Origin of the sequence: Chryseobacterium panacisoli (assembly GCF_008274625.1) — a bacterium.
Classification (GTDB): domain Bacteria; phylum Bacteroidota; class Bacteroidia; order Flavobacteriales; family Weeksellaceae; genus Chryseobacterium; species Chryseobacterium panacisoli.
In genome coordinates, this window is the sequence record NZ_VTRU01000009.1 from 20,402 (window position 1) to 35,014 (window position 14,613).

A 14,613-nucleotide genomic window follows, 5' to 3' on the forward strand; every position below is an offset into this window, starting at 1 on the left:
CAATAAAGATACGTAAATACAATTTCAGACTGGTATTAAAAACACTTAATTGTATAAGTGTTTGTTAATTAGTTGTTTATGTAATGTTGTTAAAGCTGCATTAACATATGGTTTAATGATTTTTTAAGAAACGTTAAAACTGTGTTAAGACCATCCTTATAATGTCGTTCTAATTTTGCGCAAACAAAAAGGAAATGCGTAAAGAGACACAAAAACTGTTGGTTTTGTCACTGTTAGGATTCGTCAGCGTTAATCTGGCAGCTCAGCAGAAAGCTAAAAAAGACACAGTGAAAGGACTTGATGAAGTGGTAGTAACTGCTTTGGGAATCAAGAGACATGACAGGGCTTTGGGGTATGTTGCCGAGAAAGTAGAAGCCAAAACATTTGAAGAAACCCAGAATAACAACTGGGCACAGTCAATGGAAGGGAAAGTGGCAGGTCTTAAAATTCAGACTGCAGGAGCGGGACCGCTTGGAACTTCCAGAATTACTTTGAGAGGAGAAAAATCCATTATGATGGATCATAACTACGCTCTTATTGTAGTGGATGGAGTACCAATGGGGAATTCTACCACAGGTTCCGGTACGGCAGCCTATGGAGCAGGTTCGGGAGGTGATGTTCCAATTGATCTTGGAAACGGATTAAACAGTATCAATCCGGATGATATTGAATCTGTAACCGTATTGAAAGGAGCTTCTGCCGCCGCATTATACGGATCCCGTGCTGCCAACGGAGCATTAATGATTACTACAAAATCCGGAAAAACGAAAAACGGAAAACTGAGAGTAACTTTTAATTCTTCCTCAAGCTTTGATTCTGTATTGAAATGGCCGGACTGGCAGTATGAATACGGACAGGGAACTTTGGCCACCAATACAGCAGGAAATTTTTACTATTCTTATGGCCTTTCCGCAGACGGACCAAGTACAGGCGGTACAAGCAGTGCGTTCGGACCTAAATTCGCAGGACAGTATTATTTTCAATACGATCCCAATGTACTGGGACAAAGCAAGGAAAGACAATTGTGGAGACCTTATGAAAATAATATTAAAGGTTTCTGGAGAACAGGTTCTACCTACTCAAACAGTATTTCAGTAGAAAGCTCAAATGACAAAACAAGTTTCAGATCTTCACTTACCTATCTTAATAACGAGTGGATGATGCCGAATACCGGCTTTGACAGATTCAATTTCGCCTTATCATTTGCACATCAGCTTACTAAAAAATTAAAGATTTCTACAAAATTTGCTTATAACACTACTTCCAGTGACAACCTTCCTGCAACGGGATACAACAACCAGTCGATTTCTTATTTCATGATCTTCCAAAATCCCAATGTAGATCTTGAATGGTACAAACCAATCTGGAAGCCGGGTCAGGAACAGGTTGACCAAATCCATCCTTTCAGCTCCTTTATTGACAATCCTTATATGATCGCTTATGAAATGTTGAATGGGGTCAGAAAAAAGACCATTACAGGAAACATTACGGCAGATTATCAGTTTAATAAGAATTTCAGTTTAATGCTGAGGTCAGGTATTGAAATTCTTAATGAAAAAAGAACAACCAAAAGACCATGGAGTTCTGCAAATTACCTGAAAGGTTTCTACAGAGAACAGTTTATCAAAAATCAGGAATACAACAATGACGTTTTATTCTCTTACAAAGGAGATTGGAATAAATTCAGTATTTCTGCTTCTGCAGGGGGAAGTATCCGATATAATGAATACCTGATGACAGATTATCAGGCAATCGGATTGAAAACGGCCGGCGAATACAGCCTTACCAATGCGCTTTCTATTCCGGTTAAATATCCGGCACCAAGAGACAAACATGTAGACAGTGTCTATGGATTACTAACGCTGGGATATGATAATAAAATATTTGTGGACGTTACCGGAAGAAATGACTGGAGTTCAACGCTTCCGAAGCAAAACAGATCTTTCTTTTATCCTTCAGTGAGTACCAGCTTCATTCTTTCAGACATTTTCAACCTGAAAAGTAATAATCTGAACTTATGGAAACTGAGAGCTTCATGGGCGAAAGTAGGGATAGACAGCGATCCTTATCTTTTGGATAACTACTATACCGCAAGTAATATTACCGGAAGTGTGGTAGCACCTACTACTTTTAACAATCCTTCCCTTAAACCTGAAAAAAACACCAATATTGAAGCAGGTATGGATTTCAGTCTTTTCAAAAACAGATTGAATATTAATCTTACCGCTTATCAGAACATGAGTGAAAACCAGATTATTCCTGTTTCGCTGCCTTCGGAAAGCGGATATTCTAAAAGAGTGATCAATGCGGGGAAAATCCGAAACAGAGGACTTGAACTTTCAGCTGATATCTTAGCTGTGAAAGGTGAAAACTTCTCATGGAAAGTAGGCGGGAACTGGTCTACCAATGAAAACAGAGTGATGACTTTGCCTGAAGGATTTGACGGAATTGTGTCCAACGTAGGTGATGTTGTCTTCTATAAAATGGAAGTGGGAGGTTCCCTTGGAGACATGTATGGATTTAAATTATTAAGAACTCCAGATGGAAAAGTAATTTACGGAGACAATGGACTTCCTGCAAGACCAGCCGATATTGAAAAAGTAGGAAATGCATTCCCGAAATGGAGAGCCGGTCTTCAGAATGATTTCAAGATCAAAAACTTTACGATCAGCTTCTCGTTTGACGGACAGTATGGTGGTATTGCTTATTCTCAGTCGCATCATAAAATGTCCGAACAGGGTAAGCTGAAATCTACCCTTCCCGGAAGAGATAATCCTGGTGGAATGATTGTAGGAGATGGTGTTGTTCAGAATCCTGACGGATCTTTCAGCCCGAATATAAAAGGAGTACTGGTATCTTCTTATTATGGAGATTACTATAGAAGAGCCAATGTGGAAACCAACAGCTTCAGTACAGATTTTATCAAGCTGAGAGATGCAAGAATTGCCTATTCATTCCCGAAAGAAACCATAAAATCTATAGGTCTGGATGATCTTACGATTGCCATTTTCGGAAAGAATCTGTGGATGTGGACGAAGTTCCCATTGTTTGACCCTGAAGTCGCTACGCTGGATAATGCAACCATTACTCCGGGAGTTGAAATGGGACAGCTTCCAACCGCAAGAACAGTTGGATTTCAGTTAAATCTTAAATTCTAAAATCTTTAAAAATGAAAAAAATAATCATAAATCTGACATTGGCTGCTTCTGTTTGTATGCTTCAGTCCTGCGACAGAACATTTGAAGAAATCAATACAGATACCAGTAAAATAAAAGATCCTTCTGTGGGAAGTCTTCTTGCTCCTATTCAGTACGAAATGGGAAGTTATGGCTATAACAGAGCAGATGATTTTACTTTTGATATCATGCAGATCGCTTTAGATTTTCCAAATGAAGGAAATACCTACAGCAGATATTATATGGACGAAAAAAGTGGTAACGGCTACTGGAATACTTCTTATAAATGGCTTAAGCAGGTAAGCGACCTTAGAAAATATGCAGCGAAAGAACAGAATAATAATTATCTGGCCATATCAATGGTCCTGAATGCATGGATTGCTTCCAATCTTACCGATGCCTTTGGAGATGTACCTTTATCTGAAGCAGTGAAGATTGAAGAAAATATTTTAAGACCGAAATATGATAAACAGAAAGATATCTACATTCAGCTCCTAAATGATCTTAAAACTGCCAATTCACTATTCAACACAAATCAGGCATTAGCAGAAACAGATTTATTTTACAATGCCAATACCAATAGCCAGACCGGTATCTTAGGATGGAAGAAGTTCTGTAATTCTCTTTCATTGAGATTATTAACAAGAATTTTAAGCAGAAACGGTGAAGTAAATGTATATGAAAGAATTCAGGAGATTGTCAATAATCCTGCACAATATCCTGTTTTTCAAAATAATACAGACAGTGCAGTACTGCCGCTTTCAGGAGTATCTCCATATTTGCCGCCAATTGCCCGCCCTCAGGATTTTACGGCATACAGATCAGCAGGTGAATTTTTTGTAAATGCAATGAAAGATAATAACGATCCAAGGCTGAGTATGTTTTTTACGAAAGCAAAAGCAACTACCGGGGAAGATCTTGGATATAAAGGAGCTCCATCAGGATATGCTTTAGGAACAGCTTTCAACTATCAGCCTTCTAACCTTAATCAGAATCTTGCAAAAGCACCTTTAAAAATATTAATCATGACCTATTCTGAGGTTCAGTTTATCCTGGCAGAATTGGTTAACAAAGGAATTATCGCAGGAAATCAACAGACTTATTATGAAACCGGAGTAAAATCTATTATTGAACAGTGGGGAGCAACAGTTCCGGCCAATTACTTCAGCAATGCAAACGTAGCTTACGACGGTTCTTTACAAAAGCTAATGCTTCAGAAATATATTTCCCTGTTTTTTGTAGATCATCAGCAATGGTACGAATACAGACGTACAAAACTGCCGGTACTTCCTAACAACGGTGGGCTTCAGAACGGAGGACAGATGCCTGTAAGATTTATGTATCCTACCACCACAAAAGTGATGAATACGGATAATTATAATGCAGCCGTACAATCCATGGGAGGTGACAATATCAACGTAAAAATGTGGTGGAATAAATAATATCATTAATTGAAAAATTTAAAAATAATTTAAAGATTTAAAAATTATGAGTATCAATATAAAATTTTTAATGCCTTGTATTCTGGTTTCAGCATTGGCATTCTCGCAAAATTCTGTTTCCGGATATGTATACGAAGACGGTAACAAAAACCAAAAGAAAGAAAACCGCGAAAAAGGAATTGAAGGCGTAGCCGTTTCCAATGGTGTTCAGGTAGTTCTTACTGATAAAAACGGGCGATACAGCCTTCCGGTTCAGGAAGATCAGACTATTTTTGTCATCAAACCTTCAGGATATCAAACGGCTTTGAATACAAATAACTTACCTCAGTTTTATTACCATCACAAACCAAAAGGTTCTCCCGCAGATTTTAAATACAAAGGAGTTGCTGCTACAGGAGATCTTCCCAAAGAACTGAGCTTCCCGCTTTATAAGCAAAACGAAAACAAAAACTTTGATATCCTTGTTTTTGGAGATCCGCAGCCTTACACAGAAAAAGAACTGGATTACTTCAAAAGAGGAATTGTAAATGAAGTGAAGAATACCAAAAAAAATGCAGTATTTGGAATCAGTCTGGGAGATTTGGTAGGAGATAATCTAAGCTTGCAGAAACCTTATGCAGACGTTATGAAAGAAGTCGGACTGCCTTGGTATAATGTAATGGGAAATCATGATATGAATTATGATGCGAAAGAAGACCGTCTTTCCGATGAAACATTTGAATCCAATTTTGGTCCGGCCAATTACTCTTTCAACTATGGTAACGTACATTTCATCATTCTGGATGATATTCTTTATCCGGATCCGAGAGATGGCAAAGGATATTGGGGAGGGTTCCGTGAAGATCAGCTTCAGTTTATCGAAAACGACCTGAAACTGGTAGATAAAAATAAACTGATCGTTATATCTTTCCATATTCCGTTGGAGCACAAAAATGAAGACAGCTTTAGAAATGCTGATCGCCAGAAATTATTTGATTTCTTAAACCCTTTTCAGAATGTATTGCTTTTATCAGCACATACCCATATCCAACAGCAGATTTTCTACGGTAAAAAAGCAGGCTGGAATGGCATCAAAGAATTACACGAATATAACGTAGGAACCACTTGTGGCGACTGGTACTCAGGAACACCTGATGATGCCGGACTTCCGACTTCAACGATGAGAGACGGAACAGCAAAAGGATATTCATTCATTAGCTTTACAGACAATCAGTATAAAGTTAAATACAGAACAGCCGGAAAACCGGAGGACTATCAGATCAAATTATATATTCCTAAAGTAATTCCTTCCTCCAGAACCTCTGCAAAAGTGTTGGCCAATTTCTTTATGGGAAGCAAAAAAGACAAAGTAGAATACAGAATAGACGGAGGAAAATGGGAAGAAATGGAATATGATGAAACCATAGACCCGAATTTTGCCCTTTCTGTTTTCAAATGGGATTCTACAGAAAAAATTCTTCCGGGAAGAAGACCTTCTAATCCTGAAATGTCAAAACATATCTGGGAAGCAGACTTTCCTAAAAAATTATCATTAGGAAAACATAAAGTTGAGGTGAAGGCTGTTGATATGTACGGAAACGAATTCACAGCTTCAGAAGAATTTGAAGTTCAGAATTCAATTCAGATTCCTTAAGTTTTTATTTTTTTTACTATACCTTTTTTTAGATTTTGAAGCCGGTCCACCAGATCGGCTTCTATTTTTGTGAGTTAAGAAAATATAAATTTTAATAGTCCTCCCAGGTAATTAAAAAACTATTAAATCTGTCTTTTCACCGCTTCGTAAAAATGTTGTTTCGTAACTTTGTATAAAGAAAAGTATCATTACTATGAATATAAACGGAAAAAATGCCATCGTAACAGGTGGTGGAAGAGGATTAGGGAAAGCGGTAGCACTAGTTTTGGCTAATGAGGGAGTAAACGTTGCCATTACAGGGCGAAACGAGGAAAACCTAAAAATGACGGTTGAAGAAATCAAAAAACTGGGCGTAAATTCAGCATATGCAGTTTTTTCTGTAGACAATGAAATTCAGGTAAAAGCAGGAATTGAATCTTTAGCGGAACAATTGGGAGGAATTGATATTCTGATCAACAACGCTGGAATAGGAGACTTCGGAACTATTGAAGAAATGCCTTCTGAAACTTGGGAGCAGGTGATCAAAACCAATCTGTTCGGAGTGTATTACGCAGCGAAAGCAGCTCATCCGTTTATGAAAGCTAAAGGAGAAGGTGATATCGTAAACGTAGCTTCTACGGCAGGTCTTAAAGGAGGACCTAACATGTCCGCATATGCAGCATCAAAAGCAGCAGTAGTATCTTTATCACAATCCATGATGGCAGAATGGAGAAAACAAAATATCCGTGTAATCACTTTGACTCCAAGTACCATTGCTTCAGATATGAGCATTCAGGGAGGTCTTACAGACGGAAATCCTGATAAAGTATTACAGCCGGAAGACTTTGCAGAATGGGTAAGAGATATTCTGAAAATGAACAGAAGAGCGTTAATTGCGAATGGCTCTATTTTCTCTACGAATCCATAAGAGTTTAAAAATTTAAGGTTCAAGGTTTAAGGTATAAAGTTATCAGCAAAGAACTGTTACTCTGCCTTGAAGAATAAAATTCAATAGGAGCGGGCTTTAGCCCGCTTTCTTATTTTACGTTTTCATTTTAGGCTTTAGCCAAAACTTAGAATCTTTCACATTTCCAAAAAATCTGCACCATCTGCAAAATCCGCGAGCGCGAAAAATTACTTAAATAAGTTTTTTAAGGAATTTATTTACAGGAAAAAATCTGTATCACCAGCGGGATAAAAATATACTTTTCAGCAGTATTCATTCAATAGAAATTGGCTTTCACCCATTTAAAAAAACATAAAAATCCCCGGTTTCAGCCAAAACTTACAACTTCATTTTTTTAACAATAATAACATTAGTATTTTTGCAGCAAATTAGTCACATGCAAAATTATTTAGAATTCAATTTCAAAATTTCTCCATTACAGCCTTGGAATGAGATTTTAATGGCAGAGCTTATAGAAATAGGTTTTGACAGCTTTACAGAAGAAATTGACGGAATTTTAGGATATATCCAGACAGAATTGTTTCAGGAAGATCAGTTGAAAGCACTTCCGGTTTTTGAAAACGAAAACGTAAAAATCGAATACACTTTCGAAGAAATGCCGAATATCAACTGGAATGAAGAATGGGAAAAGAATTTTTCTCCAATCAATATTGATGACAAAGTGTTGATCAGAGCAGAATTTCATGAATCGGTACCGGGAATGCATGAAATTATTATTCAGCCAAAAATGTCTTTCGGAACGGGGCATCATCCTACCACCCACCTGATGATCCAGCAAATGATGGATATTGACTTCAATGGTAAAAAAGTACTGGATATGGGATGCGGAACTTCTGTACTGGCAATCTATGCGAAACAACAAGGAGCAGGAGATACGAAAGCTATCGATATTGATGAATGGTCTGTAGAAAACTCAAAAGAAAATGCAGTAAGAAACAGTGTAGAATTAGACATCGAACAGGGAACTGCCGAAAACTTAGGAAAAGAGAATTTTGATGTTATTTTAGCCAATATCAACAGAAATATCCTTATTTCAGATATTCCGACTTATGTTTCAGTATTGAATGAAGGTGGAAAACTATTACTTTCAGGATTATGTTTCTTTGATGTAGATGATATTCTGGAAGTATGTAAAGAAAGCGGGCTGGAACTGAAAAAACAGTTACAGCGTGAAGAATGGGTAAGTCTTCTGCTTGAAAAATAACACCAAAAAACAAAATACGAATATGAAAACTTTATGGAGTGCTTTATTGATACTGATGCTGCAGTTTTTTACAGCGCAGGAAAATGAAGTATATGCTGATGGAATCTTTGGCTTTGAAGAAAATAAAACGCAGAAAATTTTTACCGACTGGACCCGCGTGAGGCTGGATCCGGGAGTTAATACTCAGATTGTAGATTCGTTGCAGACCAATCAGCAGGTGGTGATTCTTAAAAAGGAAGAAACTGTCCTGAAGTTGGGAGAAAGAGCGGCCAATTGGTATAAAATCTCTTATCAGAAAGGAGAAAAGACATTGGAAGGATATATCTGGGGCGGTAACCTCTGTGTAGGATACCGTAATAAAAACGGATATGATTTTCTATTTGGACTTTCCAAAACGATTGACAGGAAGAATAAAGAATCCAATGAGACCGAAAAGCAGAATATCGCCGGAATAAAAGTAATGGAAGGAAATATACTCATTGATGAGGTCTATTTCGATACAGGAAGAGGAGAAGAGTTAAGTTCAGCCGCATTCAGTATAGAAAGCAATCACAAATTGCAGAACGTTGAATTTACCCTAAAAGCAATGGTTTCCGGAGAAGCCTGTGGAATCGCAAGTTACGATCAGTATGTTCTTTTTAAAGATAAAAAGCTGATTGCCCTTCCACAGTTGATGAACGTGGGTGATGCCGGAGCTTTTTATCATAGCGAAGAATATATTTTTCCTAATGATAAAGGAGGAATTCCCAATGCATTTATCCTTAAAACAGAAGATATGGAAATAGATGAAAAAGACAGAGAGAAGAAAAAAAGCTCTTCTAAAACTTATCATTGGAACGGAAGTTCTTATAAGTTAAAATAATATGATTTCCTTAAAATAAATTAAACCGTTGTAACCGCAGCGGTTTTTTTTATTGTATAAAAAGGGTATAAAAATAGGACTGGAGCAAACCAATCCTACCCAAACATGATTAAGTGTATAGTTGAGCCATAAATGGCTATAAGGAATTAAAGCACAAAAAGATTTTTATTGATCCTTAATCAATGTTTCCTTATACTAATTAAAACTAACTAAGTGACCTTTCGGCTACGTTTACCATGTAAAAGTAATGCGTCTTCTTATTCATTGATGTAAAATATAAACTGATTCAGCAAAATAAGGAGATGAAACGGAATTTTCATCCAATGAAACGGATGATGGCAGATTGATGATGTAATCTATTTTGCCTGCTCTTACCCTTGTGTCCAGTCATGCATACTAGTAACATCTGCCTGTCTTGGGAAAACTTTTCTCATCAGCACATGATGTACTTCTTCATCTCCGTCTTTACAACAATCTTCAATCACTGTAAGGTTGTAATCTTTATCTGCAGCTTCTCTCACTGTAGATAAAACAACACCGCTGGTAGATACTCCTGTCAGTACCAAATGCTGGATATCCATTCCGCGGAGAACAACTTCAAGATCACTTCCTGTAAAAGCACTAAATCTCCTTTTGGTAATCACAATATCTTTTTCATCAGGACTAAGATCAGGATGAATGGCAATCCAGTCTTTCATATCAATATCTGCCATATGCTCCTTAATTCCTGAGAATACTTTGTTTTTAGTACTTATTTCCGGCATTCCCTGTCTGAATCCCACTGTGATATAAATAACCGGAATTTGGCGGCTTTTAGCGGTCTTAATGACTTTGCTTACATTAGATACCAATTCTTGCGGGTCAGGTAAGTTGCTTAGTATTGATGACTGCATATCCATCACCAATAATGCTGTTTTTGTGTTTTCCATTTTTAATTATACTTTATTGATGAATTGTTCTTCTGATTCTTCTAAAAGTTGGTTGTTGACAGCTTTGGTTTTATTCTTTTTAAATAATAAACGTCTGAAGATAACAGCAATTAAAATACCTGCAATTCCTTCTATCAACAAGGTTTTTGGCGCTCCTATTTTCTCCGAGACAAACCCAATAAGTACACTTCCCAAAGGCAGCATTCCGAATATGGCAGTTAACAAAATGCTAATCGCTCTTGAACGCATCTCGGGAATCACCTCAGACTGGACGATAATATTACAGGTGGTAAACTGTGCAACACCCCCCAATCCTGTAAGCGCTGCAAAAAACATAGACCAGTAGAAATTGGTGGCATATGAAAAGCATATCAGTCCAATACTCAGAATAACTGTACTCAGGATAAGAATATTCCTCATGGATGCACCTTTCTTCAGAGAAGCCAGAAATACAGTTCCGAGAACCGCTCCAATTCCAATGAAACTGGAAATATAACCGAATGTCTTAGCATCACCTTTAAAAATTTCCTTTGCATAAACAGGAATTAATGTATCATAAGGTAAAATCAGCAGACCCGTAATACTCAGCATAATAATGACCAGACTGATGGAGGGTTCTTTTTTCAGATACCTGAAACCCTCGGCTAATTCTGTAAAAGTTCCTTTTTTAGTCAACTTTTTAGGAATGATTTTTATTTTCATCAGAGAAATCGAAAGCATTACTGCGGCAAAGCTGGCTGCATTGATGAGAAAACATGTTCCCGCTCCAAATTTTTGAAGGATAATCCCGGAAAGGGCAGGGCCTGCCAATTTAGCAATACTTGCCATGGCAGCACTCAGAGAAAGTGCACTCGGAAGATCTTCGTCATCCGTTACCACTTCATTAATCATAGCCTGCCGGGCCGGAATGTCATAAGCGTTGATAATGCCGAGAAAAACACTGAGTACAATGAAACTCCATATATTCTGATGACCCGTCATTACCAGAAAAGCTAACAGAGAGGCCTGTATTAATGATAAAATTTGAGTGATCTGTATAATCTTATACCGGTTGTACCGATCTGCAGCAACCCCGCCGAACGCAGAAAATAAGAATGAAGGGAATTGTTCTGCAAAAATGGTAAGTCCCAGCATAAAAGCAGACTGGGTCATGCTGTATACCACCCAAACTACCGCTGTACGCTGCATCCACGTCCCAAATTGAGAGACAGAACGTCCGAAAAAATACAATGTATAATTGGTGCTTCTGAAAGCCCGGAATGTACTGATATTACTTAATTTGTTCATTTTTTTAAATAGACTATTTGACAAATAATGTAAAAGTGTCAAAATTAAAATAAAAAATTTTTAGCCAATATGTTTAATAACCATAGAGGTTAGAGTGCTCACTGTACTGTTTAAGTTTTCAAAATTGTTTTTTAAACTCATTTCACGCCTTATTCCCCTGATACTGCTCTGTAGAATAAAGATAATGGTTTCCTGTTCTTCAATGGCAACCTTGGGAATGTCACCACTGTTAATGTTCGCTGAAAATAAAGCAAGCAGAAGATTTCTTTCTGCTTCCATCATTCTGTTGTGGGCATCGGTGATGTGCTTTGACTTCTCTTCATTGTCCATTCCGGCTTCTATAGCTCTGAAAAACGAAGATCTTTCTTCCGATGTTTTTACTTTAGCCACACAAAACTCCTGGATTTTTCCTTCAAAAGTTCTTTTCTTCTTCATCTTGGAATCAATCTCAGAAATAACTTCCCTGATCAGATTTTCCAACACCGCCTGAAAGACTTCTTCCCGGTTTTTATAATAATAATAAATTGAAGTTCTGCTTTTACCAACCGCTTTTGAAATATCGTCCATTGTCACTTTCTTTAGACCATACTTCAAATACAGTCCTGAAGCGGTCTCCAGGATTTGTTGTGAAAGCTGATCTTGTTCTGTGTGAGATGACATTGTCTGAAAATTATCTGAAATATGAATGCAAAAATAAATTATTTTTGACAAAAAAACAAATTTTGTCAAATTGTTTAAAAAGCCATCCCAATAGATGAGTTTTGGAGAAAAAAATCTTTTAAGGATTGGTTTTTACAGCATCATACATCATTGAATCTTTCTGCTGTTCTGTGTAATCGTATTTATAATGATAAAATGAGGACTCCCAATCTCCGTATCCAACGTTCGGAATTATGATAAATTTTTTACCAAATTCATCTGCTGAGTTTTTTACTGCTGCAGATCGTTCGTTTTCTGATTTACTATCAAACAGGCTGGAAAAATCAGCAAGGTTGTCGCCTAATAATAAAACAATATTGTAATTTTTTGCAATATCTTTTCTTCGATTTTCCTTACTGCTTTCTTTGGATCGCAGGATAAGATTGGATTCACTTTGAAGAGGAAAATTGTATTTTTTCAAATTGTTAAGTGTCCCTGTACGCTCTTGTTCCTTTCGGTTAGTTACATAAAAGACCTGAATACCTTTGTTTGCTGCATATTGATAAAATTCCTGAGATCCGGTAAGGGGAGTTGCCGCACCTTTCGCTGTCCATTCTTCCCAGGTCGCCTGATCATAACCTTTGCCTAATTTTGAGCGTTCAACAGCGTAATAGGAATTGTCTAAGAAAGTCTCATCAATATCTGAAACGATTGCCAGAGGTTTTTCTGATTTCTTTGCCAAAGCTTCGTCTAAGCGGAGTTTTGCAATATTGTATGCCTGAAGACACAGCGCCTCATATTCTGCTGCTCGCTGCTGATAAAATGCACCATATATTTTTCCATGAAGTCCAAGATTTTGATAAGGAGTATCCTGAATGGTTGTTTTTGATACAGGTGTTGCTGTCTGGCATGATGTAGTCAGAACAAAAAGACAGCTTGCGATAATAAAGGAGAGGTTTTTCATTGCATGAGAATAGAATAAAACAAATTTATGACAATTTGATTTTATAACAAATTTTTTAAAAAGGTTGTGTCTGCAGCTTTTTGAATGTATAATAATTGTTAGATTTGGATACTGGATTGAGTATGTAATCCATAGACGGGTAAGAAGAAAAAGGACGAAAAGATTGTGAAATGACTGATGTATTTGAAAATTATCTATCCTCAACAGGAGGACTATCAAACGAAGAAATTAGCTTTTCTGCGCAGTTCTTCAAACCAATCCGCTTAAAAAAGGGGGATTTTTTTATTCGTGAGGATGAATCCTGCCGCTATATTGGATTTATTGCCATTGGTGCTGTAAAAGCATATGCCATTGACAGAGAAGGAAAGGAAATTGTAACCTGTTTTAAATTTGAAAATGAATTTGTTACCTCATTTCAGGAGTTTGTGGCGCAGGAAAAATCCAAACGGAGTATCAGGGCTATAGAAGAGAGCGTAATTTACAGGATAAGCTACCCGGACTATAAACATTTGCTAAGCCAGGTGACAGGCTGGAACGGTATTATAAGATCTGTGATGGAGCAGGAGTATACCCAAAAGGAACATTATCTGCTGAATTACAATAATAGATCGGCTGTGGATAAATACCGTCATATTCTGTCTGTCGAGCCAATGCTCGTCCAACGTACATCAACTCAGGATTTGGCATCGTATCTCGGCATCACGCAACGATCTCTTACACGGGCGAAGGGAGAAATACACAGACCTAAGTTACTATAGGACAAATGTCCTTATACAGTAGTGGTCAGGGATGTAGATTTGCACAAAAAAGCTATGTTACATCAAATTGCTTCCGAAGTATTTCAAATTTCACTGATGCCTCGAAATAGCATCAACTGCTACATTATTGAAGATGTATTGGTAGATTCCGGAATACGGAGTTCGTATACCACTGTAAAGAAAGCTCTCCGGAAAAACCCCGTTCGTCAACATTTACTGACGCATGCGCATGCAGACCATCAGGGCTGTAGCGATCGAATATGTGAAGAATTTGCAATACCCTTGCTCTGCCATCCAAATGAAGTTTTCAGGACAGAAACGGGTATGGTAACCAACGACTATCCCACACCACAGCATTGGGTGGCAAAGCTTCAAAAAAAGTATTGGGCCGGCCAGGGGCATAAAGTAGACCAGACAATCGTTGAAAACGATAGAATTGGAAACTTTAAGGTAATAGAGACGCCCGGACATTCAGCGGGGCATATTTCTTTATTCCGCGAACGGGATGGTGTACTGATCATCGGAGATGTAGCGACAAATATGAATCTGCTCACCACAGCAACCGGCCTACGGCTGCCGCCAAACCTATTCACCTCAGATCAGAAGCGCAATATTGAATCGCTGCAGAAGCTGGCAAAACTGGATCCCGCTATTATCTGCTTCGGTCACGGACCGGTCATGCGAAATACAGATCGCAGGTTTCAAAAATTTGTGACTAAGTGTAGTACGGCTATTTAAAGATCAATTTGGTGTATTATGATTTAAAGAACACT

12 protein-coding genes are annotated in these 14,613 nt (G+C 37.7%); 8 read left to right on the forward strand and 4 right to left on the reverse strand.

The features are described from left to right. Window positions 1-194 precede the first annotated feature (194 nt). The 6 genes from FW781_RS21560 to FW781_RS21585 all read left to right on the forward strand — a co-directional run bounded on the left by FW781_RS21560 (window position 195) and on the right by FW781_RS21585 (window position 9,263). The gene (locus FW781_RS21560) at window positions 195-3,158 is read left to right on the forward strand and encodes a SusC/RagA family TonB-linked outer membrane protein (protein ID WP_149389312.1); all 2,964 of its coding nucleotides are present in this window, start codon (window positions 195-197) and stop codon (window positions 3,156-3,158) included. 11 nt (window positions 3,159-3,169) lie between these two features. Further along, window positions 3,170-4,618: a SusD/RagB family nutrient-binding outer membrane lipoprotein gene (locus FW781_RS21565; RefSeq protein ID WP_149389313.1), complete on the forward strand. Its 1,449-nt coding sequence runs from the start codon at window positions 3,170-3,172 to the stop codon at window positions 4,616-4,618. 70 nt (window positions 4,619-4,688) lie between these two features. Continuing rightward, entirely contained in the window at window positions 4,689-6,251 is a 1,563-nt protein-coding gene (locus FW781_RS21570; protein WP_149389391.1) for a calcineurin-like phosphoesterase C-terminal domain-containing protein, read from the forward strand. A gap of 193 nt (window positions 6,252-6,444) precedes the next feature. After that, the gene (locus FW781_RS21575; protein WP_149389314.1) at window positions 6,445-7,158 is read left to right on the forward strand and encodes a 3-ketoacyl-ACP reductase; all 714 of its coding nucleotides are present in this window, start codon (window positions 6,445-6,447) and stop codon (window positions 7,156-7,158) included. A 415-nt stretch (window positions 7,159-7,573) separates the two neighbouring features. Further along, the gene (gene prmA / locus FW781_RS21580) at window positions 7,574-8,401 is read left to right on the forward strand and encodes a 50S ribosomal protein L11 methyltransferase (RefSeq protein WP_149389315.1); all 828 of its coding nucleotides are present in this window, start codon (window positions 7,574-7,576) and stop codon (window positions 8,399-8,401) included. A gap of 22 nt (window positions 8,402-8,423) precedes the next feature. After that, window positions 8,424-9,263 (forward strand): SH3 domain-containing protein, encoded by an 840-nt coding sequence (locus tag FW781_RS21585; RefSeq protein ID WP_149389316.1) that lies wholly within the window; start codon window positions 8,424-8,426, stop codon window positions 9,261-9,263. 371 nt (window positions 9,264-9,634) lie between these two features. Here FW781_RS21585 and FW781_RS21590 read toward each other — a convergent pair whose 3' ends face one another. The 4 genes from FW781_RS21590 to FW781_RS21605 form a co-directional block, all read right to left on the reverse strand. Next, on the reverse strand, window positions 9,635-10,192 hold the full coding sequence (locus FW781_RS21590; RefSeq protein ID WP_149389317.1) for a cysteine hydrolase family protein: 558 nt from the start codon (window positions 10,190-10,192) through the stop codon (window positions 9,635-9,637). A 6-nt stretch (window positions 10,193-10,198) separates the two neighbouring features. Continuing rightward, a complete protein-coding gene (locus FW781_RS21595) occupies window positions 10,199-11,479 on the reverse strand; it encodes an MFS transporter (protein ID WP_149389318.1) in 1,281 nt (426 codons plus the stop codon). A gap of 60 nt (window positions 11,480-11,539) precedes the next feature. Then, a complete protein-coding gene (locus FW781_RS21600) occupies window positions 11,540-12,139 on the reverse strand; it encodes a TetR/AcrR family transcriptional regulator (protein ID WP_149389319.1) in 600 nt (199 codons plus the stop codon). A 118-nt stretch (window positions 12,140-12,257) separates the two neighbouring features. After that, a complete protein-coding gene (locus tag FW781_RS21605) occupies window positions 12,258-13,082 on the reverse strand; it encodes a 5'-nucleotidase, lipoprotein e(P4) family (protein WP_149389320.1) in 825 nt (274 codons plus the stop codon). 170 nt (window positions 13,083-13,252) lie between these two features. On the opposite strand from FW781_RS21605, the gene FW781_RS21610 reads away from it, so the two are divergent. Next, on the forward strand, window positions 13,253-13,840 hold the full coding sequence (locus FW781_RS21610; RefSeq protein ID WP_149389321.1) for a Crp/Fnr family transcriptional regulator: 588 nt from the start codon (window positions 13,253-13,255) through the stop codon (window positions 13,838-13,840). A gap of 54 nt (window positions 13,841-13,894) precedes the next feature. Beyond that, window positions 13,895-14,578 (forward strand): MBL fold metallo-hydrolase, encoded by a 684-nt coding sequence (locus FW781_RS21615; protein ID WP_149389322.1) that lies wholly within the window; start codon window positions 13,895-13,897, stop codon window positions 14,576-14,578. Window positions 14,579-14,613: the final 35 nt, after the last annotated feature.

Coding starts and splice junctions, on each gene's coding strand:
- FW781_RS21590 (WP_149389317.1), bottom strand. CDS start 10,192: ATGGAAAACACAAAAACAGCATTATTGGTGATGGATATGCAGTCATCA.
- FW781_RS21565 (WP_149389313.1), top strand. CDS start 3,170: ATGAAAAAAATAATCATAAATCTGACATTGGCTGCTTCTGTTTGTATG.
- FW781_RS21605 (WP_149389320.1), bottom strand. CDS start 13,082: ATGAAAAACCTCTCCTTTATTATCGCAAGCTGTCTTTTTGTTCTGACT.
- FW781_RS21615 (WP_149389322.1), top strand. CDS start 13,895: ATGTTACATCAAATTGCTTCCGAAGTATTTCAAATTTCACTGATGCCT.
- FW781_RS21595 (WP_149389318.1), bottom strand. CDS start 11,479: ATGAACAAATTAAGTAATATCAGTACATTCCGGGCTTTCAGAAGCACC.
- FW781_RS21585 (WP_149389316.1), top strand. CDS start 8,424: ATGAAAACTTTATGGAGTGCTTTATTGATACTGATGCTGCAGTTTTTT.
- FW781_RS21570 (WP_149389391.1), top strand. CDS start 4,689: ATGCCTTGTATTCTGGTTTCAGCATTGGCATTCTCGCAAAATTCTGTT.
- FW781_RS21610 (WP_149389321.1), top strand. CDS start 13,253: ATGACTGATGTATTTGAAAATTATCTATCCTCAACAGGAGGACTATCA.
- prmA (WP_149389315.1), top strand. CDS start 7,574: ATGCAAAATTATTTAGAATTCAATTTCAAAATTTCTCCATTACAGCCT.
- FW781_RS21560 (WP_149389312.1), top strand. CDS start 195: ATGCGTAAAGAGACACAAAAACTGTTGGTTTTGTCACTGTTAGGATTC.
- FW781_RS21575 (WP_149389314.1), top strand. CDS start 6,445: ATGAATATAAACGGAAAAAATGCCATCGTAACAGGTGGTGGAAGAGGA.
- FW781_RS21600 (WP_149389319.1), bottom strand. CDS start 12,139: ATGTCATCTCACACAGAACAAGATCAGCTTTCACAACAAATCCTGGAG.